This window comes from Cytobacillus oceanisediminis, from assembly GCF_007830235.1.
GTDB classification, from domain to species: domain Bacteria; phylum Bacillota; class Bacilli; order Bacillales; family Cytobacillaceae; genus Cytobacillus; species Cytobacillus oceanisediminis.
Genome location: NZ_VLKI01000002.1, coordinates 435,747 through 461,922, shown reverse-complemented (window position 1 = coordinate 461,922; position 26,176 = coordinate 435,747). Strand labels below are relative to the sequence as shown.

Below are 26,176 nucleotides of genomic sequence, written 5' to 3'. Positions count from 1 at the left end.
TAAAAAGGACTGCCCTTTCATTAGGGACAGTCCTTCTCTTTAAAATTACTTAGCTTTTTTTGCTTTAGCAACTGCATTCATAATACTAGCAGCAAGGCCGCCCCAAATAATGAGCATCCCAATCACCATCATTGTAATTGCGCTTCCGGACATTATTGAGATACCTCCTTCTTCTCAGGGATTTCAAGCGTATTTTTTTGCCATTTGATGGACATGAAGACAAACCCAAGGACAATCGCTCCGATTGCTACTCCCCAGCCGGAATATAGCAGGAAGCTAGTAGGATATCCTTCATAATTGTCTTTAATGTTGGTAATGATATTTTGAACCATCATATAACCTAAAACTACTGGAGTAATGATGCCCAAGCACACTCTCCACCAGCCGCCAAGGCGAATGTCGGACATGCTGTCCGCATGGTTTTGAAGATTCTTTAGCTCTTTCAGTACCCAAGCTACAATGACAACTTCAACCAGGCCTGCAAGCGCAACGCCGAATTGGTTGATGAAATAATCGGCCGCATCAAGGAAGTATAAACCGCCCTGAGTGGCAAACAAGATCGAAATAACTGCAGATAATCCTCCACCGTATAAAACCGCTTTTGCACGGGAAACCTTGAATTTGTCCTGTACCCCAGCAACAAACGTTTCCACGATTGAGATTAATGAAGACAATCCTGCAAGCACTAGACAGATGAAGAATAGTGAGCCGAAAAGGCCGTTTAATGCAGGGAATTCATTGATGATCTGCGGGAAGACAACGAATGCCAAACCTACACCGCCAGCTACAACTTCACTGACTGGAACTCCAGCTTGATTTGCCATAAATCCAAGAGCAGCGAATACTCCGATACCGGCAAGCAACTCAAATCCTGAGTTGGCAAAGCCTGTAATAAAGGCATTGTTGGTAATATCCGTTTTCTTTGGAAGGTAGCTTGAGTAAGTTACCATAATAGCAAAGGCAATGGATAAACTGAAGAAAATTTGTCCATAAGCTGCTACCCAAACTTTTGGACTGGCGATCTGGCTCCAGTCGGGCTTGAAGAAAGCATCAAGACCCTGTGCAGCACCTTCCAATGTAAGAGCGCGAACTACGATAATTAAGAATAAGATAACAAGTGCAGGAATAAAGATTTTGTTCGCGATTTCAATTCCTTTTTTAACACCTTTAAATAGAACACCAAGTGCAATGACCCAAACGATAACCAATGGAATAAATACGCCTGGAACAATTGATCCAACCTGACCAGGAGCTTCAGCTAAGTTTAAATAGCTTCCGAATAAGAATCCCTCAGGATCATCTCCCCATTTCAGGCTGAATGAAAAACCTGCGAATGACATTGCCCAAGCAATGATAACTGCATAATAAGTCGAAATAACAAATGAAACGGCTACCTGCCACCAGCCAATCCACTCGTATTTTTTGCTTAATCTTGCGTAAGACAGCGGTGCAGAACCTCGATATTTATGGCCAATTGTGAATTCCATGACCAGTAAAGGAATCCCTGCTGTCAATAATGCAAATAAATAAGGAAAGAAGAACGCTCCTCCTCCATTTTCATAGGCTACTGCCGGGAATCGCCAAATGTTTCCCAAGCCGACAGCCGAACCTACAGCAGCTAAAATAAAGCCTGCCCTTGTACCCCACTGTGGACGATTATCCATAGTATTTTCTACCCCCTGTAAATAAATTACTTTATTCCCAATTAAAAAGAAGAATGGGAACTTTTTATATTTTCAGATAATTCTATCTAACATAAAACTAGTATAGCTATTTTTTTAAATTCTGTCAAAACATTATTTTGGGAATAATGATATTTTTCGAAATCCTTTAACCAAACACTCTACTAAAGTAAAACCTCTTTCAAAATTAGTATTTTTCTATTTTAATTTCCAGCTAAAGCCACTGCACTAGAATCTATTTTACCAAAAGTTAATCTATTCGAGTTTATTTTTTGTCCACACCTCCCTTAATAAACTTTATTCCCGTAAGCCAAAAACTTTCATTAATTATTCAGAAAATTCAAATGTTATTCCCTTGATTCCATATAATGGCATATAGTGAAAATTTCGGACGAGTTTCCAATATTGAACTTGTTTGGTTTGTCAAGACCCGGGAATAAAACCAATGTGCTTCACTTTAACAAAAACATTTAAAGCGTAAAGCGCAACTTTACCTATAGGAGGTTATACAAATGGATGCCAATATTATCGGAGTTTATAATTCACAGCGAGAAGTAGTAGATGCAATTCAGGAACTGCAGAATGACGGATACCCAGTTCAGGACTTATCCATCATTGCGCAAACAGAACATCTAGATTCATCTCTTGAAGATAAAACAGGTGTTCACACAGAGACCTTCGAAACAAAGGATAGAGACAGCAGTGAAAGCGCAGGATTCTTAAACAGCTTAACTTCATGGTTTGATGATGATCGTACAAATCAAGGGTTTACAGTGGAAAAATTCAGAGAACTGGGCATGTCTAACGATGAAGCCCGCAAATACGAAACATATGTGAATGAAGGAAAAATCATCTTATATAGCGACAGAATGGATACTGCAACAGGGTTCACAACAGACAGAACAACTGAAGCTAGAATGGAAAGCACTTATACGGATGGTTATGACCAGCGAAATGGTCTAATTGAAGATGAAGAGCAATCACTAAAGCTTCGTGAAGAACAGCTGGATGTGACGAAGAATCGTGTCCAGGCTGGAGAAGTGGAACTCCATAAAGATGTTGTTGAAGAACAAAAAACCGTCAACATGCCGGTTGAGCATGAAGAAGTATATGTAGAAAGAAGAAAAGTGGATGATCCGACTGCAGCAAGTACTTCACCAATTGAGGATGATGAAACGATCCGTATTCCGATTACAGAGGAACGAGTGGAAGTTTCAAAAAAACCTGTCGTAACGGATGAAGTTGTTGTCGGCAAGCGTGAAGTACAGGAAACACAGCAGGTAACGGAGAATCTAAAAAAAGAAGAAGTTCATCTAGAAGGCGGCCGTGAGTACGTATCTGAAGAAGATAGGGACTTTCCGGTTAATAGAAGAGATAACGATAAATTGTAATAGGGTAAAGGGTCTCCGTAAAGGAGATCCCTTTTTATGTGGCAAGGGGGCTTACAATTTAAACTATATCTGGATGAAATAAAGGTTACCCATATAAAAAGGCTCTCTCATAAAGAGAAAGCCCTTTTTAAAGAGATATATTTTAGCTTGCCGTTTTTTCTTGCATTGTGCCATCTTTTTTATTGCCTGCTGCCAGTGCAAAGGCAATTACCAGGATTGCAACAGCCAGCAATGCGAAGATTGTACTTCCTGTAAAACCGATGATCAGGTATCCGACAGATGCGATCCCTGCTGAGATCAGCGCATATGGAAGCTGCGTCATCACATGGTCAATATGGTTGCATCCCGCCCCTGTTGAGGAAAGAATGGTTGTATCAGAGATAGGTGAACAATGGTCGCCAAATACTGCCCCTGCAAGCACTGCTGCCATTGCCGGCAATAATAGATTGATGTCCGTAGCAGCAGCAATATCACCCGCGATCGGAAGCAGGATGCCGAATGATCCCCATGAAGTCCCCGTACTGAACGCCATGATTCCTGCGATAAGGAATAGGATGATAGGAAGCCATGAAGTACTCATATTTGAGCTTTCAACAATCCCGGCTAAGTATGTCCCAGTTTCAAGACGGCCAATCAGATCAACGATCGCCCAAGCAAATAATAAGATATAAACGGCCGGAAGCATGGACTTGATGCCTTCCCATACTCCTCTTCCGAAAACATTTGAATGAATTCCTTTTAATACAAACGCCTGGCGGAGGAATAAAGCCATTGTGACAAACAGCCCGATTAGTCCTCCAAGGATAAGTGATTTCGAAACATCTGTGTTTTCAAAGATTTGCAAAATCGTTGGGTTTCCTTCAACTGCTTGTGAACCCGTCCAGATCATTGCGCCTACTGTACCAATTACAAGAGCAACAATCGGCCATACAAGATCACCGACAGAGCCTTTTGTGCTTGTTGGAAGGTCATCTTTTAGTTCACCAGGTGCAGGCTTATCGGGATCCATGACTAACCCTTCTTCAACAGCACGCTTTTCATGAACCTTCATTGGCCCAATTTCAATTCTTCTTAATGCAACGATAAACACAATAGCCAAAGTAGCCCAAACATAAAGATTCATTGGAATCATCTGAATGAAAGCCGAGAATGCAGAATACTCGGTTACATTATGGGCAGCAAGGATGGTGCCAATCAAAGCAATGATGTAGGCTCCCCAGCTTGAAACCGGCGAAACAACACAAACAGGTGCTGAAGTTGAATCAATCAGGTATGCCAGCTTTGCACGGGAGACACGCTGGCGGTCCGTAATCGGACGTGAAATCTGCCCGACTGCCAGAGCATTGAAATAGTCGTCAATAAATATGATAATTCCTAAAACAGCTCCAACAATCTGTGCGCCTGCACGGGTTTTTACCCGCTTCATCGCCCATTCGCCAAATGCGCGGCTTCCACCTGAGATCGATATAAATGCAGTAATAACTCCTAATACAAGCAAGAATAAAATAATATAAACATTCCAGGTGTTCAGCTCTCCGTCTGAAACAAAAATTCCTTTTACTGCATCAAAAATAATGCTAAATGTTTCTGTAATGCTGAATTCAGCCAGCAACAGGGCTGCTGTGACGATCCCCACTCCCAATGATAGCAGAACGCGCCTAGTCAGGATGACCATTGCGATGGCTACCAGTGGCGGCAGCAGGGAGAAAATCGTGTTTTCCATTACTTGTCCTCCTCTTGAATTGGATATAGTGTCCAGCTCCAGGCGCCATCGGCTCTCGGGTCTAAGCCAATCCGTCAAGAAGGTTAAAGAACAACCTTCATGCCCGCTTGTCTTATGCTTGAGGCCCGCAGGATGGGGTCATGCAGACGTTGCCACAGGACGTGGCGTTTTTAGTCTGCGTTCACCTTAAGCGGGCGCCTTCCGCTTTTCGCTAGGGGGAACAACGTGGATGATGACAGAGTCAAATAAAAAAAGAGTAACGATAGAGAAAAATCTATCATTACTCTTTTGAAGTAATTAGTTTCTCCATCACGATCTGTAGCTCCCCATTATGAAGGCTATTACAAAGTATATTCATACTTTCCCCCCATAATGACAGTGTTACTCCTATTCGAAGTAACCCCAGCAAAATAAGTGCTGACCCATTTATTCTGCTTCGGCAAAATTCCCTTTCAGCTGTGGTCATGGTTGTCATCCTCACACAGCCTACTCTTGAATCCTGCGCCTCTACCCCATCGGATATGATAAGGTTTTTTATGCAATTGTATTTAAAAGTATAGCAAAATACTAATATCTTGGCAAGCTTTTATTGTCCTGCAGGAACCTCTATGGAAGGTGAAGTATCACCGCCGCCATTATAAAATTGCGGGACTTTTCCTGGGTAAATTCCATAAGCTGCAAGAACATCTTCTTGAACAGTAATAATTTTGGTCGCAAAAGGAATAATGATTTGAACCTGTACATCCAAACGGACCAGTACCTTCACTTCAACATTATTGATGCCGTGGTCCTTTGTTTCGGTAATGAAATTGGATGTAACGGAACCAACTGCATTAAATTTGACTGGTATCCTCGGTCCCAAGTTACCGAGCAACGCATTATTAGTTGCCTGGCCAAGCGGCACATAATATACTATGCCATTTGAACTCTGTTTTTGTTCCGTATTTATTTCAACGTCTGTGAAAGACTCTAACGCATCAAGGTCTCCCTTCTCTGCTTTCTTAATATTATCCTGAACGAGCTCGGTCACTTCCGCTTTCACTCTATTCAGCTTTTCAACATTGATGCTCACTACTCCGCTCTCGCTAGCTTCAAACATATCTTCCAAATCCATAACATTTGTTATTTTTTTATTAATCGCATTATTGATAACCAATGATGCGATTTTTCTTGTCTGAGAATCAGCATAGCTCATGAGTGTGGGCTTAAGTCCTTCATTAATAATCCATAGGCCGGCAGCTGTTGAAAAAACAAAAAAGACGAAGGTCAGCAGAAAAACATACCGAAACGGCAGAGGACCTTTCCGGGGCAGCCGGCCGCGAAATTTTGCCAAAACAAATCCCCCCTTTACAAGCTATATGTATGCTGTAAAGGAGGGAACTAGGCTCAAAAATCCAAAATAGTTTATTGTTTTACAAAAGTAGTATCACAGCCTGTGATCACGAAATTCAGCTCAGTCCTTAAATCTACTTCATACGGGTTCGTACAGCTGCCTCTTTCCTCTAAAATGCGAATAACCGGTCTGTCGCTCAACCCTGGATTTTGCCTGCAGACTACCCCTTTTCTTCCGTCGTTTAATTCTACCGTTATTCCCACTGGGTAAATCGCAACCGCTTGGCGGAAGGACTCGATTAGCTTTGTTTCAAAAAGCGTGCCTGCTCCGCCGTATAAAATCTCCAGCCCCTCATGCGGAAGCATCGCCTGCCTGTAAATACGGTTGGAGGTTACCGCATCAAATACGTCCGCCACGGCTATAATTTTTCCATAGGCATGGATCTGTCCTCCTTGCAGGCCTCTCGGATAGCCTGAGCCGTTAAGCCGCTCGTGATGTTGAAATGCACAATGGGCAACAATAAGCGGTATAGTCTGGACTCCCCTTAAAATATTAAAGCCCTCTTCAGGATGTTTCTTTATCTCACCAAACTCCTCAGCGGTTAATTTGCCTGGCTTTAGCAAAATATCGGCAGGAATCCTCATTTTTCCGACATCATGCAAAATAGCCCCCAGACCTAAAGTTTCCAGCTCCTTTGGCGCCATTTTCATCTCCATGCCGATCGCCAGAGAATAGAGGGTTACATTAAGGGAATGGGTGAAAATATAGTGATCATAGGTATAAACATCAGAAAGAATCGTCAGCAGCTCTTTGTTTCCCCTTACTTCCCCCAGCAGCAGGCGGATTAATTCAGAGAACCGCTTAGAAGCTTTCTCAATCACTAAGGAGCTTGTTAAATTTCTGTCTTCCTCCACTTGCTGGAAAACGGATTCAATCGTTTGAATGGCCTCCTTGCGCATTTGGGGCGGAAGAGGATCCTTGTATTGAATATCCTCGGTGCGGTGATCCTTTACATAAATATAGGTGATCCCCATTTCCTGCAGCCTTCTAATCAGCCTCTCAGCCAGTTCCACCCCTTCATTCAAGAGAACCTGCCCTTTATCATTATATATAGCCTTGGCCAGAACGCTGCCAGCCTCAATCGTTTCTGTTGCAGCTAATCTCATATGTATCTCCTGTATCCATTTTTTGAAGTTACGCCCTTTTTAATCATATCGGGTCTTTATAGGGTTTATTTACATTATACGACAAAATTATCAAGGTTTAGGTGAAAAGGTCAGTTCAATGAGATGGGATCGGAAGCTTGTATGTGACTTTTCTGCCGGATTTTTGGGTGGTTTTTGGATTTACGTGCGCATAGCTGGGGTTTATATGCGGATAAAGGATTTTTATGTGCGGATAAATTTATTTGTGTGCGCATAGGCATTATTTATATGCGGGTATGCTTTTTCAAACGGATTGGGCAGACTATAAAGATATTTTTTACCTAATGAAAAAAGGCAGCCCTTATACGGGATGCCTTTATAGCATTTTCAGAAGGGCTTCCCTTCCGATTGTTCCTTTATGGATGCCAAGCTCTTCAGCTTCGTAAGTGACAGACTCGAGAGGCGCATTTAGCAGCTGCTCAATTGTCTTTACGCCAACTGCCCTGCCAGCTATGATTTTGCGGTCCTTCAGCTTTTCATTAAGCAATCCGACATCCAGCGCACCGCACATAATATATCCCTTAACACTGGTTACAACAAGTAAATTTGTTTTCGGCAATTGCACTGAAATACTTAAAAAAGTATGGCCATCTATATCAATCGGCTTCAAATCAATCAATTTTTCCGCCTCCCCTTTCCCTTTTCCATTACACAATATGTGCGGACAAGGAAAAGCGTGTATTTTAAAAGCGAAAAGCACCAGGTACCTATACCAGTTGGCTGAAGTGGTATAGGTGCCTGGCACCTGCTTAAAATAAATCGAGCTGTCTGGGAGCCAGCTGTTCGTACTCTATGTTCAGTAAATCGATCATTTGTTTTGCATTGTCTGCTGCATCGCCGCCTGAGTTGTTGTTGAATACGACGAATACATTTTTACAGGCTTTCTCAAGCTCTTTTAGGTACTCTGCCCATTCAGCAAGCTCTTTATGGTTGTAGCGATAAAGATAACGGACTTCGCGCCAGTTATCTGCATTTTTTTTCTGCCAGCCATGAAAATTGCGGCCATGGAAGCGAACAAGCACTTTTTCAGGGCTGGTGGTTTCCAAAACGGCGGGAATGGAACCCTCGCCAGCCTGGGGTTCATCACAAATGCTGTGAATCCAGCCTTCCTCTCTCATAAATTTTAGTGTACTTTCTTTAAACTCTGGCCTGAACCAAGATTGATGCCTGAACTCAAGTGCACATGGCAGATCGCCCATCTGTTCTTTGCACCAGCGCAGATAGTCGACATTTACCTTTTTGCAATCGAACCAGGGTGGGAATTGGAACAGGACCATGGCGAGCTTGCCAGCTTGGATATATGGCTCTAAAGAATCTTTAAAGGCCTCAAACATCTCTTCTTTGCTTTCAAAGGGTATTTCTCCTCTCTGATGCCCAGTCATGCCCTGATAGGTTTTTACAATAAAATGAAAGCCTTCTGGGGTGTCTTTTACCCATTTGGTGGAATTACGCTTTGGCTGAACCGCATAAAAAGCTGAGTCCACCTCCACAGTCGGGAAATGGCCGGCATATTCTTTTAGCTTATCTCTAGGTGAAACATTGCCCGTATATAGGCTATCATGGTCGCCCCAGCCTGTTACGCCTATGATGATCATGGATACACCTCCGTTTTTTTACTTCACTCTTACTTTTAACGGAAATTTCAAAACTGAAACTCTATATGATTATAAGTTATAAAAAGTTTAAATTTCCAAGATTTTAATCAGTTTATCATAGGATTTAAAATATCACTTTTCTAACCTTACTTAAAAATAACAAACGATTAGCTAAGTATTAATTATAAAGAATTCCATGGTCTTGCCCTTTATAAAACAAGACGCTTTCTCCTTAATTCGAAGAAAGCGTCCTGTGGTTAAAAAATATTCTTATTTTGTTACTCCTCTGTTTTACCCTATATTGTGCAGGTGCCATCTCTTATAGATTTAAACGGAAAAGGTATAAGCTTGATGAACGTTTTGATGCTTTTGCATTATTTTTATTAATCTATTTATTCATTTTTCTACCTTGAGTCTGGAATTGTCTAATCTTAACTTTCACATTAATATCAATTGAAGCTTCAGGAAACCGTTCCTCCCAATTTTTTTTTACTTTTTTCCACACTTTCGGTTGATTGATTCGTAAACTCTCTCCAAATCCAGCGACATCTACTTTTAATTCTTTTTGGGTCTTGGCTAATCCTGCTTCCATTAATCGCATAAATTCTCTTTCAACTTGCTTTTCTGCATTCCGAATAAACTTCTCATTAAAAGCATCACTTTTGGGAATCCAATCTTCAGATAATCGGCCTTCAGTATTAATGTTTACTGTATACGAAATGTCCTCTCCATTTACCTTAGACTTAATAGAACTTTTTAAGCGATCAATTTCATATGAAATGATTTTGTCCGTTTCCTTATCAACTCCTGTTACGGCACCAGCTTTAGCTTCACCTGTAATACAATTAATGCCAAAGGTTTCATCCTCATTAAGCTCCCCAATCATTTTCTGTGTATTCCCTTTGATAACTGCTGCTCCAATGATTTGAACTCCCTCTTTAAATTTTTGTACTTTCTGAACCAAAAAACTTGAACTGGCCGACATTTTTTCCGAGAAATCGCCTAAGGATAATATTGGGGGCATTTTTGCCGTTTTCTTTTCCATATTTTCTGTTATAGACAATAGCTTTAAAGCAGGTACTGGGTCCTTTGTTCCTTTTATGCTTAATATTTCGCTCGCTTTCTCCTCTGAGATCAATACATGAACTGTCCGTCTTATTTCATGGTCGCGAAAGAAAAAATTCAATAATTGTAGCAAATTAATGGATTGTGCCGCTTCCTTACTAATTACCAATACTTTTAAATGGGCATAATTCGGACTGCGACTTGTAACCGTGGAAGCTTCACGGCCCGCTTCAAATAAAGAGGATTCATCCATTGTTAAGTTTTGAAATGGTTCTGCTTGACTGCCGCCGCCTCCATTCTCTCCAGCCAATACTTTAGGTACAACAAATTGAATTGTAAATTCAGGAGTTAGGCGTTTTGCTGAAGATTCTTGATAATCCACTCCAACACCACAAGCTAGACCCATATCTTCAATATCAATGCGATCCCAACACCCTCCCATAAAAAGAATCGAGATGCAGCAGCATGTCATGATGCTTTTTTTAATTCTTCGCATTTCGTTTCCTCCTTATGAAGGCAATTATCAATAAAAGGATGGGGATAATTCCTGCAACTACGATGGCCATGTTACCAATATAGCCACCTAATTTAAAAACTCCATTTATATCTTCCGGATACATCGCACATAGATAAACGAATGGTATAAGACCATACACAAAAGGTTTGTACGCTTTCTTAAAAACTTGACTCAAACCTAAACTAGCAAAATGAAAATTCATAATAAAGGATGTAAACGTTGTAATCACCCAAAGAATGATAAAGAAACTTTCAAACCTTTCCAAAAGGAGAACTTTCATTTCAATTGATTTGACAAGCTCTAGCGTCGGCCATGTTAAAAGCCTGACCTCATCTACTGTTAATGCGCCAATAACAGCTATCACGATCAAAATATACAAAAATAAGGCGATAAATATTCCCACGGCAGCAGCTTTCATAGCTTTTTTCGATTGGTGCATATACGCCATTAAAATAAGATAACTTTCAATTCCAGCAAGAGATAATGTTGTTGGCTTAATCCCTTTGAGAACTGGTATAAATCCACCACCTAAGACAGGGCGAAGATTATTGAAATCAACATTTGTTATGCTAAGGGCTAGCATCAACAGAATAAAAACCAAAACAACCGGAAAGTAAATTTGAAGTAATTTAACAATGGAATAAATGCCACTAATCACGATATATACGCCTACAGCGATATATACAATAATCACTACTTCTATAGGAGTTTTATCTAACAAATAAGCGCGAAGCACTTCAGCCATGGACCGTGCCTGATATCCTGCAACTAATATAAAATACATAATGATAAATAGATTAAAAACGAAACCTGCCCATTTACCAACCAATATAGGACTAAATTGATAAATCGTCATTCCTTTAAATTGGAGACATAACTTGGTTATAAAAAACGCAACAACAATCGATATTCCACCACCAAGGATCATACTGATCCAAATATCCGGCGTTTGAACTTCCTCTGCACTTACGCGGGGTAATGTTACAATTCCAACACCAATGATCGTCATTGTTAAAACGACTGTGGCTTGTATAAATGTAATTTTTTCATTTGAACTATTCACTGTGATCTTCCTTTATTTAATCCGAGTGGAGTCTTTTGGTTTTAACATTTCAGGTCTCTCTTTTATAACACTATATGGTAATCGAAGTATTGCATCCTTCCAATCATTAAATTGATACGGAACAAATGGAGAGGTATAGTCAACACCAAAACTTTTAAGCTTGACAAGATGAATCGTTATGGCCATCGCAAACATAATAATTCCAAATAACCCTAATACAGCAGCTGAAAGCATCATTCCAAAGCGTAAGATACGAATAGCTATAGCCGCCCCATACTGCGGTAAAGAAAAGGAAGAAATTGCTGTTACTGCCACAACAATGACCATCATTGGGCTAACTAATCCCGCTGTAACAGCAGCCTCCCCAATAACAAGTCCTCCTACAATTCCAACTGTTTGTCCAATTGGTTTCGGAAGCCTGACTCCTGCTTCCCGTAATATTTCAATTGTGATTTCCATCAATAATGCTTCCACAATGGTTGGAAAGGGCACCCCTTCCCGACTTCCTGCAATCGAAATGACTAAATCTGTCGGAATTAGCCCTGGGTGATACGAAACAAGTGCTACATATAAAGAAGGACCGAATAACGAGACGATAGCTGCCCCAAACCGCATGAAGCGAATGAGTGTACCAACAAACCACCGTTCATAATAATCTTCTGGCCCCTGAAGCATAGATGTAATCGTGACTGGCAGCAGCAATACAAAAGGCGTTCCATCAACTAAAATGGCTACACGCCCTTCTAATAATCCACTTGCTACTTTATCTGGTCTTTCAGTTGTTAAGAGTTGCGGAAACGGTGATAAAAAGTCATCTTCAATGAACTGCTCAATAATCCCGGATTCAGGTATTTGGTCAATATCAATTTTTTCTAATCGTTTTTTGACCTCTTGGATGATGCTGTCATTTGTAATATCTTTTATATATGCCACCATAACCGGTGTTTGACTTCTGCGTCCGATTGTATATTTGTCTAAAACTAAATGGGGATCTCTAATTCGCTTTCGAATTAAAGACATATTCACAAGAATATTTTCGACAAACCCTTCTCTTGCCCCCCTTACAGTAGCTTCTGTAATTGGTTCTTCAATTTGTCTTGATGGCCATTTTTTTGTTCCAAGTAAAAGGGATGTATCGACGTTATCAATTAGTAATGCCGTATCTCCATTCAAAACCTCCATCACACAGTCTTCTATCTTGTTGTTTTCTTCTACATCCGTTAGCGTTATAACATGGTCTTTAATGATTTCTTTGATGTCAGAGCCGGTAGCCCGGTCTTCTTTTACATAGCATTCTCGCATTTGAAGTTCTAACATGATTGACTTTAATATTTGTTCATGAATTTGCTCTTTATCGGCAAGCCCTTTTATAAATACGACCGCTGCATTTACTTTATATACGTTAATATAAAATCTGCGAATCGCGATATCAGGATTATTTCCTAAGATATTTTGTAATTGCTCGAGGTTAGAATCCAAACTCGATGAAAAGAATACATCCGTTCCATGTGTCTTTACTTGTTGATGACCATTTTTCGTTTGTTTTTTCTTTTTTTGCAACCAAGCCCATCGATTCATCTCCCTCACCTGCTTACATAAAATTTTTTTGAAACGGGTAAGTTTTAAGTTACTTTAGGTGTGGAAATTTTGTTTAAGGGGGGTGCTAAATCCTTAACTAGATTTAGTAGATCGTAACCATTTTGAAACTTTGGAAATAGAATAGGGAATGATAAAAGCTAAACAAGCACCTATGAAATGTTCCCATTTTGGAAGGAAAGAAATTATATTCTCCATAAACTCATCACCTGCTTTCTATTTTCACCCAACACTTTATTTATCATTCATTTCTAAAAAAGATGGAAATCCTATAAAGTTTCCTTGAATGCTTTCCTCAGTTCCCATCAGCTTTACCGGGATTCTTACCGTACCCTCCCTTTTCTAACTGACCGCTACTACTGCCTACACGGTTCGAGACTTGCATTCATATAGACTGCACCTATGTCGGGCCCACATTAAAAACCCGCTTACTGTGGCTGGCAAACGGGATTAAGTGATATATATATCTATTTATAGTTCATACAGACAGGAAAGTATTAAACACCAAAGGGCCGAAGATGCATCATCTCCAGCCCTCGCGTATTTATTGAATTCCCAACTCTGCCAAAATGCTTTCCAGTGTTTTGCCGTCATGTATTTCTTTTGCAGCAGGAGGATTTTCAACAGATTCATTTTGCAGCAAGTAATTCTCTCGCACAAAGACGATGTCCTTTTCATCCACGGTGCCATCAAAATTAATATCGGCTGCACGGCTGTTTGTCTCCCAGGCGTTTTGAATTTCAATTGCGTCTAACACATCAATAACGTTATCCTGGTTAACATCACCAGCCGTAATATGAATCGGATTAACGTAATGATTCATACCATAAAGTTCGCCTTTATATTCAAACCCAATATTTTGTTTGCTGTTAACTTCAAAGTGACCAGGCACTTTGATTTCTAAAATATATGGATCCTTGCTTAAAGGAAGCTTTTCCACCCTGTAGTCCGCTCTTTCCTTTATTAAGGACGTAGCGTCCAAAACAAAACCGGAAGCTTCTTTGAATTTTAGTGATGCCCCAACCTTTGTCCAATCCTTTCTATCATGAAGACCATTTGCAGGATTAATGAATCCGTCCGGCAATACATAGCCGTATGCGGCATTATATTGAGGAGAAACCTCAAAAGTGTAGCCTGCGTTTAATAGCTTGCTGGATTGATTTTGACTATTTACTACAGTAGCCGTAGGATTAATTCTAGTTCCTGTAAGGAATGTTTCATCTGTAATTTTTAATGTAACATCCACAACAGCCGTGTGATTAAATGCCATATTGGAATCGTTAAAGACAACCTTTACCTCATCTCCATTAACTGTTACAGTTCCTTTGTCTGAAACTCCATCAGTCAGTTTGGCATCGATAAATTGCATTGTCTTGCCATATTGTTCTTTCATGTTCCAAATGACTTCTTCCGCATCGCTCACATTATCCAAGAATAGCTTGGCTTTAATCGTTTCACCCGTTTTTGCTTTTTTAGTATCGCTCTTAGCATAAGTAACAGGTGTCCCTTCCTTAACAAAGAAATATTCCTTTGTTAGCGGTGAATTACCGGCAGAGTCAAGGGCAGTCATTGTAAACTTCAATGCTGGCATAGACTTTTCCATGGCGATTTCCTCTACCCATTTCCCGTCCTTATCCATCGGAATAGGACTTGAAGGGAATCCCCATTCTCCCCACGTATAAATGACCGAATTTGAGGATTGGTCGATGTCCACTCCTGCACTTTGCATTTCTTCTACGAGAGTGTCATTAATCTGAATATCAAATGGATATGTTTCTTGTCCCGGTTTGTATTCAAGGAATGGAGATTGCCCATCTAACGAACTTGTAAAGGCTGGATCATCAATATCGATGAAAAGATTTCGCATCTCATTCGTCACTTTTCCAGATTGGCTTGTCGTTATAAAGTTTAACTTATAGTGGCCAGGCTTTGCATAACTCACTTCTTCAGCAATAGGCTGTTTGGAGTCTCCTGTAAATGAATAATACATTCCTCTAAAAGCAAATAAGAATAGAGTTGTATCGAGTGGACTATTCGTTAAATTCAGTGTACCAATTAACCCTAAATCTTCACCTGTTTTGCCATCTTGAAGAACAACGTCCGTTTTTTCTCCTGGAGAACTTAGACTAAATGTAACCAAAGCACCTAAGCGGTTATCGATATGTGTTCTTCCTTGATTTAGATATGGTGGCGTAATGGATGGAGTTAAAAGATCTAAGTGGCCAAGCCCATCCTTTGTAACCCTAAAATTAAATGGAATGCGGTAACGATCAGTGGAATCTGCTGTATTCGTTAGGACAATAAACGCCTCGTATAGGCCGGCTTTTGCTGACTTTGGCGCCTTCAAAAATACATTGGTTTTTACTTCGTCGCCGGCTTTTACTTTAACGCTTTTGTTTGTGTTAACGGCCACACCATTTTCACTTAAGCTATTTGTACGTTCAACTGGATTTTCTTCAACTGAAACTGTAAATTCTTTCGTAATATCGCTGTTATTTGTAAAACTTATATTTTCCTTTACTTGAATATTGGTACCTTCTTCACCAAAGTGAATGCCAAAGCTGATATCTCCTGAAGGATTTTTGACTGACATATATTCCTCCCCATCAGGTATGAGGGTTTCATCGGTTGCTTGCATTTTCATTTCACCATGGATGGCTTGATAAGGATCTACCCGGCCTGCCCCAACTTCATACAAGCTATATTCGCCATTCATTGGATCTGCTGTATTCATAAGGATTGTTTTAATATCATCCGGATCCAGTTCAGGATTTTCCTCCAATAATAATGCTGCAATCCCAGCTGTGTGAGGTGCGGCCATAGATGTTCCCGATAGTCTTGCATACGCATATTTATAATCTTCCTGATTTTCAGGGTCAATCATATAAGAAGGGAAAGTAGAAAGCACACTCACTCCAGGTGCAACCACTTCTGGTTTAATATCATAGTTGTTTTTTACAGGCCCTCTTGAACTGAAATCTGCTAGTCTATCTCCTTCGGACTCCATTTCTTCCATATTCGAGAACGTAAAGGTCGTGTTGCCTTGCGCAATTTTTTCTTTTAATTCTTCACCAGCTGCTTTCGTCATCGAGAAAGCAGGAACAAACAGAGGTGATTCCCCTAGATTAATACCTAACTGTCCATCTACGTTGTTATATAAAATAACTGCTTTTGCACCACGCTCTTTTGCAAATCGGATTTTGTCATTAAGGGCAAAATTCCCGCGTTGAACAAATGCAATCTTCCCTTCAACGTCTTTTTCTGCATAATTTTCTTGAGCACCTAAGCCGACATCCACCAGTTCAAGAGACTTCCCATCCAATGAAGAGAAATCATTCGCAAAGCTTCTTCCCATGCTAACGAGCTCGGTAGACCAGTTTCCTGAAATACTGCCTGTAAATGTAGTTAGCTCAACAGGAACATCACTCGCTCCAACCGTAAGTGCTAGTGCCGCTGTACCAGGAGAACCTACTGTGTTTGCATTGGGGCCAGAGTTCCCTGCAGAAACAACTGCTGTCACACCATTTAATACAGCATAGTTTATTGCAGTACTTGTTGGATAATACGGATCGTTCACGGTTGCGCCTAATGATAGATTCATAACATCCATGCCGTCTTCCACAGCTTTTTCAATCCCCGCGATAACCCCTTCAGAAGTTCCAGTACCGTATGGCCCTAACACGCGATACACATATAGTTCGGCATCCGGAGCTACACCTGCTACGGATACTTCACTATCATTTTTATTTTGGCCTGCGATTGTTCCGGAAACATGAGTGCCATGGGATGTGTAATAGGCGCTTCCATATGGAGAAAACTCAGGATTATTCGTTTTCTTCCAATCTTCATAGGTCGCTTCCATTGGATCATTGTCATTATCGACAAAATCATATCCACCCTTATATGCATCCCTTAAATCAGGGTGATTATAATCGATTCCAGTATCAAGAACTGCTACTTTTACGCCTTCTCCTGTAATGCCTTCCTTATGCAGCTTGTCTATCTTCAAATAAGGAATACTTTCGACAGAAGTAGTGACCTCTCTCTCAACATCTGATGGAAGCTTTTTTTGAATAGGATCCACAGTAAATGTCTGGCTTTTGAAAACAGCTTGGACGACATTGGATTCCAGAAGATGTCTAACTTGATCCGCCGGCAGCTTCATTGCTACACCGTTATATGCTCTTTTGTACGTCTGGGTGATGGCATTAGAAATGCTTTTTGTTTTTGAGTTCTCTTGAGGCAAGTATTTTTTGATGTCTTCTTTAAACTTTTTATGTTCTTTTTCGACTTGTGCTGCTGCTTCTTCCTTTTTTAATGCTTTGCCTTTTACAGCTGCCTCTAAAACGGCCACTTTACTTGGCTTTGATTTGAATTGAACAATGACGGATATTTCACCTTTTGATTGTAGATCCTCTTCAGTAAAACCTTGAAGACCTGTAGGATTGTTCAATTGCAATTGATGCAATGCTTGTCGCTGTTCTGCAGTTAAAGATGCTAAAATATCCTCCGCCTTATACTCCGCCGCTGCTGCATCAGTTGATAATACCGAATGGACCGGCGACATTAGCAAGCTAACTGATAAAGCCATTACTGCTGTTTTTTTAAATAGTGAATGAAATTCCATAAGACCCCCGCTTTCATTAGATTAATTGTCGATATTCACTTTCGTAAAATTAAGAATTTTACATTTACTATTGTAATCTCTATTTTTATTGGCAGCTATTGGGGTTATTTCATGTGACTATTAGCGGATATAGAATATAGAACCGAGGATATATAGGTTAAAATTAGTGATTTTAGATGAATTTTCAAGATTCTATTTGGGGTTTTTAAAAACTTTATAGGATATTTAAACAAAGGCTATATTAAACTTGCCTGTTGATTTCCGCTCCAGGAAGCGAACCGCAGGCGGTCCGGGAACCTCCTCGGCGCGCGCCTGCAGGGTCTCCCTTCGACACGCTCTTCCCGCTGGACACTGAATAAACTTCCTTGAATTAACACCGCACGAAGCAAATGCGAAAGCATTTTCGAGGAGCTCGCCCCTTCCACCCCAATCAAAATGGTGCCAAAATCGCCAAACAAAAAAAGGATTGAACGGTATGACCGTTCAATCCTTTTTTAACAACTCATCCTATTTAACCAATAGAACCTTCCATTTCGAACTTGATCAGACGGTTCATTTCTACTGCGTATTCCATTGGAAGCTCTTTCGTAAATGGTTCAATGAAGCCCATTACAATCATTTCTGTTGCTTCTTCCTCGGAGATGCCGCGGCTCATTAGATAGAATAGCTGCTCTTCGGATACTTTTGAAACCTTCGCTTCATGTTCTAGTGAGATGTTGTCGTTCAGGATTTCATTGTAAGGAATTGTATCTGAAGTTGACTGGTTATCCATGATTAATGTATCACACTCGATATTGGCACGTGCTCCATCAGCTTTTCGGCCGAAGTGTACGATACCGCGGTATGTTACTTTACCGCCCTGTTTGGAAATCGATTTGGATACAATCGTTGAAGAAGTGTTTGGTGCAAGGTGGATCATTTTCGCACCTGCATCCTGGTGCTGCCCTTTACCCGCTAATGCAATGGAAAGGGTCATACCGCGTGCACCTTCTCCTTTAAGGATAACTGCCGGATATTTCATTGTTAATTTTGAACCGATGTTTCCGTCAATCCATTCCATCGTTGCGTTGGCTTCACAAACCGCACGCTTTGTAACCAGGTTGAATACGTTGTTTGCCCAGTTCTGAATGGTTGTATAACGGCAGTATGCGTCTTTTTTGATGATGATTTCAACAACCGCACTGTGCAGTGAGTTTGTTGTGTAAACAGGAGCTGTACATCCTTCTACGTAATGTACATGTGCACCCTCATCAACAATAATTAACGTACGCTCAAACTGTCCCATGTTCTCGGAGTTAATGCGGAAATATGCCTGCAATGGCGTATCAACCTTAATACCTTTCGGAACATAGATGAATGATCCGCCAGACCAAACCGCTGAGTTTAATGCAGCAAATTTATTGTCTGTTGGAGGGATAACCTTCGCCCAGTGCTCACGGAAAATGTCTTCATTTTCGCGAAGAGCAGAATCTGTATCCTTGAACACGATTCCTTTAGCTTCAAGGTCTTCCTGCATGTTATGGTATACAACCTCTGATTCGTACTGCGCAGATACACCAGCAAGGTACTTCTGCTCTGCTTCCGGAATACCCAATTTATCGAACGTTTGTTTAATTTCATCAGGTACTTCATCCCAAGAGCGTTCTGTCTTTTCAGAAGGCTTAACATAATACGTAATTTCATCAAAGTTTAATGACGCTAGATCTCCGCCCCATTGCGGCATAGGCATGTTATAGAAATGCTCCAATGATTTTAAACGGAAGTCAAGCATCCATTGTGGCTCTTCCTTCAATTTTGAAATCTCTTCAACAATTTCTTTTGTCAAACCGCGTTTTGATCGGAAAATGGAAACGTCTTTATCGGCAAAACCATACTTGTAATCGCCAATCTCAGGCATCTTTTTTGCCATCGTCGTATTCCTCCATTCATTTAAGAAAGGGTCCTCACCCAATCATTTCATAATATTTTATCACACAAGGCAGATGAAAAATTTATCGAACATATTTTTCTTCGGCTCTGTTAACTATTCCTGTTCTTCTTTGTCCTCGCTTACTCCCTTTTCCATTGCTTTCCATGCCAATGTGGCACATTTGATTCTCGCAGGAAACTGGGACACGCCTTGAAGAGCTTCGATATCTCCTAAATCTAAATCATCTTCATCATATTCTTTTCCCAGCATCATGTCAGAGAAAACTTTGGAAAGCTTTAATGCTTGTTCAATATTTTTGCCCTTGATGGCTTGAGTCATCATCGAAGCCGATGACATGGAAATGGAACATCCTTCGCCCTCAAACTTCGCATCTGCTACTTTGCCATCTTCAAGCTTTAACGTCAATTGAATTCGGTCTCCACATGTAGGGTTATTCATATTGATTGTCAAGCTGTCATCTTCGAGTACACCTTTATTTCTCGGATTTTTATAATGATCCATAATAACCTGACGGTAAAGGGTATCTAAATTTTTAGAAGACATCGCTGAAATACTCCTTTGTTTTGACAAGCCCTTCAACAAGCTTATCAATATCTTCTTCCGTATTGTACAGATAGAAGCTTGCCCGCGCAGTCGCTGAAGCCTTGAGCCACTTCATCAGCGGCTGTGCGCAGTGGTGGCCGGCACGAACAGCAATCCCTTCTGCATCCAATACAGTAGCCACATCATGAGGGTGAACATCATCAATGTTGAAAGTGACAAGCCCTGCACGCTTTGATGCTTCTTTAGGGCCGTAAATGGTCATTCCCTCAATCGTTGACATCTTTTCCATGGCGTAAGCAGCAAGCTTGTGCTCATGGGCTTCAATTTCATCCAAGCCAACTTGCTCAAGGAAATCGATTGCTGCACCTAAGCCGATGGCACCAGCAATGATTGGCGTACCGCCTTCAAACTTCCAAGGAAGCTCTTTCCATGTGGATTCATAAAGGCCGACAAAGTCGATCATTTCTCCGCCAAACTCGACCGGCTCCATCTTCTCCAGATGCTTTTTCTTTCCGTACAGAACACCGATGCCTGTAGGGCCGCACATTTTATGGCCGGAAAAAGCAAGAAAGTCGCAATCCAGATCCTGAACATCAATCTTCATATGTGGAGCGCTTTGCGCGCCATCCACAACCATGATTGCTCCATTTTCATGGGCAATTTTCGCAATCTCCTTAATCGGGTTCATGACGCCAAGCACATTTGATACCTGCATAATAGACACGATTTTGGTGCTGCTCGTTACAGTTTCCCTTACATCTTCTAGAGAGATTGTTCCATCTTCCTGAAGAGGAAGGTATTTAAGTGCAGCTCCAGTTTGTCTCGCAACCTGCTGCCAAGGGATAATGTTGCTATGATGCTCCATATAGGAAATAACAATCTCATCGCCTTCTTTCAGGTTATCACGCCCATAGCTGGCAGCAACCGTATTAATGGCTGTTGTCGTTCCTCTTGTAAAAACAATTTCCTCAGTCGACTTTGCGTTAATGAACTTGCGGACTTTTTCCCTTGCGCCTTCATAGCCATCCGTTGCTCTTGTTCCGAGTGTATGGACGCCTCTATGAACGTTCGAGTTGTATTCCCGATAGTATTTATCAAGCGCTTCGATTACAGGAACAGGCTTTTGGGAAGTAGCCGCACTGTCTAAGTAAACAAGAGGCCTTCCGTTGACTTCCTGATCCAGGATGGGAAACATTTGCCGAATATCCCCGACATTCATTATTTAACTTTCCTTTCAATGACGGCTGTCAGCTGCCTTTTAACTCCTTCAATTGGAAGAGCATTAACAACCGGTGCAAGGAAACCATGAATAACAAGGCGTTCTGCCTCTTTTTGTGAAATCCCGCGGCTCATTAAGTAGTAAAGCTGCAAAGGATCCACACGTCCGACTGAAGCTGCGTGTCCTGCAGTAACATCGTCTTCGTCGATCAATAGAATTGGGTTGGCGTCTCCGCGCGCTTTTTCACTTAGCATCAGTACGCGTGACTCCTGCTCGGCATTTGACTTCGTAGCGCCATGCTCGATTTTCCCGATTCCATTAAAGATGGAAGATGCAGAATCTTTCATAACACCATGCTTCAGAATATATCCTTCTGAATTCTTTCCAAAATGGATGACCTTTGTAGTGAAGTTTTGCGTTTGTTCTCCGCGTCCGACTACAACTGTTTTTGTGTCTCCAAAGGAGCCATCGCCAACAAGGTTTGTCGTATTTTCAGAAACCGTGTTGCCATCATTCATAAGGCCAAGAGCCCATTCAATGCGTGCATCGCGCCCAGCAACACCGCGGCGGTTCACATAAGCAGTTGTGCCTTTTGCAAGTGTATCAACTGCACCGTATTGAACTTTAGCGTTTGCATTGGCAATCACTTCAGTCACGATATTGAAAATTCCGTTTGCTTCTTCAACAGTTGAAACATAGTTTTCGACATATGTGACAGAGCTGTTATCATCAGCCACAACCAATACATGGTTGAAAAGGTTTGCTTCTTTATTATCGTGGATATATACAGCCTGAATAGGTTCTGCAATTTCCACGTTTTTAGGAACATACAAGAAAGCTCCGCCGTTTAAAAGGGCTGCATGCAGCGCAGTCAAACGGTGCTCATCTGTTTTCACGCCATCCTTCATGAAATACTTCTGCAGAAGGTCGCTATGTTCTCTTGCAGCAGTAAAGATATCAGTGAAAATAACGCCTTTTCCCTGAAGCTCTTTTGAAACAGACAAATGTGTCGGTCTATTATTGCGCTGAATGTAAAGATTCTGGTCGCCAGCTTCCAGGTCAATCAGATTTCTGACATCCTCAGGAAGGTCATTTAATGAAGCAAAGTCTTCGCTTCCTACAATGTGTTTTTCGAACTGTGTGAAGTTCCATTTATCTATTTTTGTTTTATCAGGCTTTGGCATTGCCAGGTTTTCCGCGTTTGCAAGCGCATTTAGACGGAGTTCTGTCAGCCATGCCGGCTCGCCCATATCTTTTGAGAAGGAACTAACATATTCCTTGTCAAATGGTAGTTTTATTTCCGTTGTCATAGTGATCCCCCTAACGCTTACGCTTCTTGCCCAACTGTTTCGTCTTCAATGCCCAATTCTTGTTTAATCCAGTCGTAACCCTCTGATTCTAGACGCTGTGCAAGCTCAGGACCGCCTGATTTTACAACGCGTCCCTGCATCATCACGTGTACATGGTCAGGAGTGATGTAGTTAAGAAGGCGCTGGTAGTGAGTGATGATTAAGCATCCGAAATCTTCTCCGCGCATTTCGTTAATTCCTTTAGAAACAACTTTCAAAGCATCGATATCCAAACCTGAATCGATTTCATCAAGGATGGCAATTTTCGGTTGAAGCATCATTAATTGAAGAATCTCATTACGCTTCTTTTCTCCGCCTGAGAAACCTTCATTTAAGTAACGCTGAGCCATATCAAGATCCATTTCAAGGAATTCCATTTTGCTGTCCATTTTACGGATAAATTTCATTAAAGAAATTTCATTGCCTTCTTCCATGCGGCTGTTGATTGCTGAACGTAAGAAATCGGCATTTGTTACACCGCTGATTTCACTTGGATATTGCATTGCAAGGAATAGGCCAGCTTGTGCACGCTCGTCAACTTCCATTTCAAGAACATCTTTACCATCTAAAGTAATGCTGCCCCCAGTCACTTCATATTTAGGGTGGCCCATGATTGCAGATGATAATGTAGATTTACCTGTTCCGTTAGGCCCCATGATTGCGTGGATTTCTCCGCCTTTAATTTCAAGGTTTACACCTTTTAATATTTCTTTCCCCTCAATAGCTACATGAAGGTCTTTGATAGTTAGTACTGATCCTGCCATAATATATACCTCCGTCAATAAAAGAAGATTTGTGTAAATCGGCTGTCTGCCGCAAATCTCTATTCTCATTTTATTCTCATTACAATCTTATAACAAATGAAATTGCATAGCAACTCTTTAAGACCCTTTAACAAACTTTTCAAACAAAAATGTTTAGAAAGCCTTTAAATGAAGATTTTATCATAGAACCTTTCCTTCTTCAAAGAGTGCCTTCTTTATAAAACAGGCATGTCCTATTTATTTTTTCCTCCGATGGTTGATTCATGTATGGAAAGCTTAAATGAGAATGGATTGAAGGGTTAAGTCAAAATATTTATTAAAAAAGCTCTGTTAGACTTGCCTGCTGATTTTTCCGCTCAGGCACAAGTAGTGAGGAGTAGTTAATTTCTCCAAGATGCTCAGCGAAACGCGGGGCGGTCGGTGAGCCTCCCGCAGGACTTTGAATAAGCATCCTCGAAGCATCACTGCACGAAGGAAATCCGAATGCATTTTCGAGGATCTCGCACATTAAGCTCCAATCAACCAACATTATTTATCCATGTTTCAATTACAAAATCTATTTAAAAACAACAACCTTTTAGAAAAGAGCTTTTATAAAAAAGAAAACCAGCGCATATAGCAGCTGGTTTCCATTTTTCTACTTAATTATATATAGTTTAAACCTAGGAATGAATTTTTCTTTCGAGATCCGCCACTAAACGCTGGCTTTGCAGATAATCTTCTTCACGCTTCTTTTCAACTTCCATACGAATATCATGTTTCCGGCTGTACACTTCATATCCAACTCCATGGGCAGCTTGCATCGCTTTCTCCATTTCACTCGTGTAGTTCAGCTGTAACTGACTGATAATGAATCAATCCTTTCAGTTTTTATGCTTTCGCATTTAGTTTTTACATCTAAAATCTTAACACTCACCATATACCCTGCACAAAGCGGAAAAAACCTGATTTTTTTAGCAAATTAAGGAATCAGAAGTGGTGAAACGCTTTCATCTCGCCTATTCTTAGAATAATGGCTATTTCCTCCTGATAAATGGTTGTTTCAAAAATTTTCTGAAATTATACATGCTATTTCTTTATTTATTATCTCTGTTAAAAACTTGTCCGTTAATTTCCGCTCCAATCAACAAGTCCAAAAATCAATAAGGAGCACTAACAAAAAAACTCCCGCTTTTGGGCAGGAGCTGAAAGTTTATTTATTGTTTAAGCTGATTTAATTCGGTCATTGCTTCCTGGACAAGAGTAACTGCCTGGCTCATCGCTGCACCGCCGCCGAAAGCTGCCGTTACACCCACCGCTTCAAGAATTTCTTCTTCTGAAGCTCCCTGATCCAGACACCCTTTTGTATGATAGATAATGCAGTATTCGTCCTGTGAATATAAGCTGATTCCAAGTGCAATGAGCTGTTTTTGTTTTTGGCTTAATGTCCCTTCTTTAAAGCAAGCTTCCGTAAATGCATTATAGTGTTGGGCTAAATCAGGCATTTTTTCAGTGAATACGCCCAATCCTACTTTATAATCATGAAGAGCTGCTTCGATTGAGTTTGAAGGTTCGTGATAATGTTCCATTTTGCTCCACTCCATTCAAATTAATATCAACGTTAGTATGTTTGATTGCTTTTCAAACTATGCGGATCAATAAGGCAATAGCCTGGGCATATAATGGAAACTAAAAGCATACAAAAAAAGCAGGCATTGGTGCCTGCTTTTTTAGCCGTATTATTCGGATACCGGTACAACGGCTCCTTCGTATTTTTCAAGAATGAAATCCTGGATTTCCTTGGAACGGAGCACTTCTACAAGAGCTTTAATTCCTTCTTTTTCTTCATCGCCGCTGCGGACTGCAATCACGTTTACATATGGTGATTCTTTATCCTCGATCGCAATTGAATCTTCTAATGGATTCAAGCCTGCATCAATCGCATAGTTGGAGTTGATTAGTACAGCATCGCCTTCACCATTGTTGTAAATTTGCGGAAGGAGGGAAGCTTCATATTCTGTATCAAACTTTAATTTCTTAGGGTTATCTTTAATATCTTCAAGAGTTGCTTCTGTTTTTTCTACATCTTCGTTTAAAGTAATAAGACCTTCTGCTTCAAGCATGGATAAAATACGGCCATGATCTGCTACAGAGTTGCTCATGATGATTGTTGCGCCTTCAGGAAGCTCTTCAAGGTTCTTATATTTTTGAGAATACACACCGATTGGCTCGATATGGATACCGCCTGCACTTGTAAAGTCATAGCCATGCTCTGCTTTTTGTGACTCAAGGTAAGGAATGTGCTGGAAATAGTTAGCATCAAGCTCTTCAGACTCTAAAGCCTGGTTTGGCAGGACATAATCCTGGAATGTAACAACATCAAGTTCAAAGCCTTTTTCTTCAAGAAGCGGTTTAGCTTCTTCAAGAATTTCCGCGTGAGGTACGTTGGAGGCTCCTACAGTAATTTTCGTGCTTTCTTTGCTTTCTCCGCCTTCACCAGCATTATTGCCTTCTTCTTCTGATGTTCCGCAAGCTGCAAGTACTAGTGCCACTGCTAGCGCAAGAACGAGTGATAACCACTTTTTCATGTTGATC

Annotated in this window: 20 protein-coding genes and 1 riboswitch; of the genes, 1 reads left to right on the top strand and 19 read right to left on the bottom strand. The window is 40.8% G+C overall.

All coding sequences use genetic code 11. The features are described from left to right. Positions 1–45: 45 nt before the first annotated feature. Entirely contained in the window at positions 46–153 is a 108-nt protein-coding gene (locus IQ19_RS06010; protein ID WP_110064711.1) for a methionine/alanine import family NSS transporter small subunit, read from the bottom strand. Beyond that, positions 153–1,664 carry a sodium-dependent transporter gene (locus IQ19_RS06005; protein WP_144540971.1) on the bottom strand — a complete coding sequence of 504 codons (1,512 nt, stop codon included), beginning with the start codon at positions 1,662–1,664 and terminating at the stop codon, positions 153–155. Before IQ19_RS06005 ends, IQ19_RS06010 begins: the two co-directional genes overlap by 1 nt. A 530-nt stretch (positions 1,665–2,194) precedes the next feature. Here IQ19_RS06005 and IQ19_RS06000 point away from each other — a divergent pair. After that, a complete protein-coding gene (locus IQ19_RS06000) occupies positions 2,195–3,073 on the top strand; it encodes a YsnF/AvaK domain-containing protein (protein WP_144540969.1) in 879 nt (292 codons plus the stop codon). Positions 3,074–3,215: 142 nt separating this feature from the next. Here the strand turns inward: IQ19_RS06000 and IQ19_RS05995 are convergent, their stop codons facing one another. From IQ19_RS05995 to IQ19_RS05920, 17 genes are all read right to left on the bottom strand, one after another. Next, positions 3,216–4,796 (bottom strand): Na+/H+ antiporter NhaC family protein, encoded by a 1,581-nt coding sequence (locus tag IQ19_RS05995; protein ID WP_144540967.1) that lies wholly within the window; start codon positions 4,794–4,796, stop codon positions 3,216–3,218. A 311-nt stretch (positions 4,797–5,107) separates the two neighbouring features. Next, a riboswitch (Lysine riboswitch) is annotated at positions 5,108–5,314 on the bottom strand. 68 nt (positions 5,315–5,382) lie between these two features. Then, positions 5,383–6,129 carry a sporulation protein YunB gene (gene yunB / locus IQ19_RS05990; protein WP_110064706.1) on the bottom strand — a complete coding sequence of 249 codons (747 nt, stop codon included), beginning with the start codon at positions 6,127–6,129 and terminating at the stop codon, positions 5,383–5,385. 71 nt (positions 6,130–6,200) lie between these two features. Beyond that, on the bottom strand, positions 6,201–7,295 hold the full coding sequence (locus IQ19_RS05985) for an HD-GYP domain-containing protein (protein ID WP_144540965.1): 1,095 nt from the start codon (positions 7,293–7,295) through the stop codon (positions 6,201–6,203). A 355-nt stretch (positions 7,296–7,650) separates the two neighbouring features. Then, entirely contained in the window at positions 7,651–7,953 is a 303-nt protein-coding gene (locus IQ19_RS05980; RefSeq protein WP_144540963.1) for a YunC family protein, read from the bottom strand. 130 nt (positions 7,954–8,083) lie between these two features. Further along, positions 8,084–8,929 (bottom strand): DUF72 domain-containing protein, encoded by an 846-nt coding sequence (locus tag IQ19_RS05975; protein ID WP_144540961.1) that lies wholly within the window; start codon positions 8,927–8,929, stop codon positions 8,084–8,086. A gap of 388 nt (positions 8,930–9,317) precedes the next feature. Continuing rightward, positions 9,318–10,490, bottom strand: a complete 1,173-nt coding sequence (locus IQ19_RS05970) for a Ger(x)C family spore germination protein (protein ID WP_144540959.1) — start codon at positions 10,488–10,490, stop codon at positions 9,318–9,320. Continuing rightward, on the bottom strand, positions 10,477–11,574 hold the full coding sequence (locus IQ19_RS05965; protein WP_144540958.1) for a GerAB/ArcD/ProY family transporter: 1,098 nt from the start codon (positions 11,572–11,574) through the stop codon (positions 10,477–10,479). The genes IQ19_RS05970 and IQ19_RS05965 overlap by 14 nt, the downstream gene beginning before the upstream one ends. Positions 11,575–11,586: 12 nt before the next feature. Beyond that, a complete protein-coding gene (locus tag IQ19_RS05960) occupies positions 11,587–13,152 on the bottom strand; it encodes a spore germination protein (RefSeq protein WP_144540956.1) in 1,566 nt (521 codons plus the stop codon). A 562-nt stretch (positions 13,153–13,714) separates the two neighbouring features. After that, the gene (locus IQ19_RS05955) at positions 13,715–17,797 is read right to left on the bottom strand and encodes a S8 family serine peptidase (RefSeq protein WP_144540954.1); all 4,083 of its coding nucleotides are present in this window, start codon (positions 17,795–17,797) and stop codon (positions 13,715–13,717) included. Between the two features lie 511 nt (positions 17,798–18,308). Then, complete coding sequence (gene sufB / locus IQ19_RS05950) at positions 18,309–19,706, bottom strand: Fe-S cluster assembly protein SufB (RefSeq protein WP_144540952.1); 1,398 nt, start codon at positions 19,704–19,706, stop codon at positions 18,309–18,311. Positions 19,707–19,820: 114 nt separating this feature from the next. Beyond that, on the bottom strand, positions 19,821–20,270 hold the full coding sequence (sufU, locus tag IQ19_RS05945; RefSeq protein WP_144540950.1) for a Fe-S cluster assembly sulfur transfer protein SufU: 450 nt from the start codon (positions 20,268–20,270) through the stop codon (positions 19,821–19,823). Then, positions 20,260–21,489, bottom strand: a complete 1,230-nt coding sequence (locus IQ19_RS05940) for a cysteine desulfurase (RefSeq protein WP_144540948.1) — start codon at positions 21,487–21,489, stop codon at positions 20,260–20,262. Before IQ19_RS05940 ends, sufU begins: the two co-directional genes overlap by 11 nt. Beyond that, positions 21,489–22,799, bottom strand: a complete 1,311-nt coding sequence (gene sufD, locus IQ19_RS05935; protein ID WP_144540946.1) for a Fe-S cluster assembly protein SufD — start codon at positions 22,797–22,799, stop codon at positions 21,489–21,491. Before sufD ends, IQ19_RS05940 begins: the two co-directional genes overlap by 1 nt. Before the next feature lie 17 nt (positions 22,800–22,816). After that, entirely contained in the window at positions 22,817–23,602 is a 786-nt protein-coding gene (gene sufC, locus IQ19_RS05930) for a Fe-S cluster assembly ATPase SufC (protein WP_144540944.1), read from the bottom strand. Positions 23,603–24,264: 662 nt separating this feature from the next. After that, positions 24,265–24,405 (bottom strand): YuzK family famiily protein, encoded by a 141-nt coding sequence (locus IQ19_RS28025; protein ID WP_019382728.1) that lies wholly within the window; start codon positions 24,403–24,405, stop codon positions 24,265–24,267. A 393-nt stretch (positions 24,406–24,798) separates the two neighbouring features. Next, entirely contained in the window at positions 24,799–25,170 is a 372-nt protein-coding gene (locus IQ19_RS05925; protein ID WP_144540942.1) for a carboxymuconolactone decarboxylase family protein, read from the bottom strand. A 150-nt stretch (positions 25,171–25,320) separates the two neighbouring features. Continuing rightward, positions 25,321–26,169 carry a MetQ/NlpA family ABC transporter substrate-binding protein gene (locus tag IQ19_RS05920; RefSeq protein WP_144540940.1) on the bottom strand — a complete coding sequence of 283 codons (849 nt, stop codon included), beginning with the start codon at positions 26,167–26,169 and terminating at the stop codon, positions 25,321–25,323. Positions 26,170–26,176: the final 7 nt, after the last annotated feature.

What these genes read in the sequence shown, in the direction of transcription:
- IQ19_RS06010 (WP_110064711.1), bottom strand. Translation starts at nt 153, where the DNA reads ATGTCCGGAAGCGCAATTACAATGATGGTGATTGGGATGCTCATTATT.
- IQ19_RS06005 (WP_144540971.1), bottom strand. Translation starts at nt 1,664, where the DNA reads ATGGATAATCGTCCACAGTGGGGTACAAGGGCAGGCTTTATTTTAGCT.
- IQ19_RS06000 (WP_144540969.1), top strand. Translation starts at nt 2,195, where the DNA reads ATGGATGCCAATATTATCGGAGTTTATAATTCACAGCGAGAAGTAGTA.
- IQ19_RS05995 (WP_144540967.1), bottom strand. Translation starts at nt 4,796, where the DNA reads ATGGAAAACACGATTTTCTCCCTGCTGCCGCCACTGGTAGCCATCGCA.
- IQ19_RS05985 (WP_144540965.1), bottom strand. Translation starts at nt 7,295, where the DNA reads ATGAGATTAGCTGCAACAGAAACGATTGAGGCTGGCAGCGTTCTGGCC.
- IQ19_RS05975 (WP_144540961.1), bottom strand. Translation starts at nt 8,929, where the DNA reads ATGATCATCATAGGCGTAACAGGCTGGGGCGACCATGATAGCCTATAT.
- IQ19_RS05970 (WP_144540959.1), bottom strand. Translation starts at nt 10,490, where the DNA reads ATGCGAAGAATTAAAAAAAGCATCATGACATGCTGCTGCATCTCGATT.
- IQ19_RS05960 (WP_144540956.1), bottom strand. Translation starts at nt 13,152, where the DNA reads ATGAATCGATGGGCTTGGTTGCAAAAAAAGAAAAAACAAACGAAAAAT.
- IQ19_RS05955 (WP_144540954.1), bottom strand. Translation starts at nt 17,797, where the DNA reads ATGGAATTTCATTCACTATTTAAAAAAACAGCAGTAATGGCTTTATCA.
- sufB (WP_144540952.1), bottom strand. Translation starts at nt 19,706, where the DNA reads ATGGCAAAAAAGATGCCTGAGATTGGCGATTACAAGTATGGTTTTGCC.
- sufU (WP_144540950.1), bottom strand. Translation starts at nt 20,270, where the DNA reads ATGTCTTCTAAAAATTTAGATACCCTTTACCGTCAGGTTATTATGGAT.
- IQ19_RS05940 (WP_144540948.1), bottom strand. Translation starts at nt 21,489, where the DNA reads ATGAATGTCGGGGATATTCGGCAAATGTTTCCCATCCTGGATCAGGAA.
- sufD (WP_144540946.1), bottom strand. Translation starts at nt 22,799, where the DNA reads ATGACAACGGAAATAAAACTACCATTTGACAAGGAATATGTTAGTTCC.
- sufC (WP_144540944.1), bottom strand. Translation starts at nt 23,602, where the DNA reads ATGGCAGGATCAGTACTAACTATCAAAGACCTTCATGTAGCTATTGAG.
- IQ19_RS28025 (WP_019382728.1), bottom strand. Translation starts at nt 24,405, where the DNA reads ATGCAAGCTGCCCATGGAGTTGGATATGAAGTGTACAGCCGGAAACAT.
- IQ19_RS05925 (WP_144540942.1), bottom strand. Translation starts at nt 25,170, where the DNA reads ATGGAACATTATCACGAACCTTCAAACTCAATCGAAGCAGCTCTTCAT.
- IQ19_RS05920 (WP_144540940.1), bottom strand. Translation starts at nt 26,169, where the DNA reads ATGAAAAAGTGGTTATCACTCGTTCTTGCGCTAGCAGTGGCACTAGTA.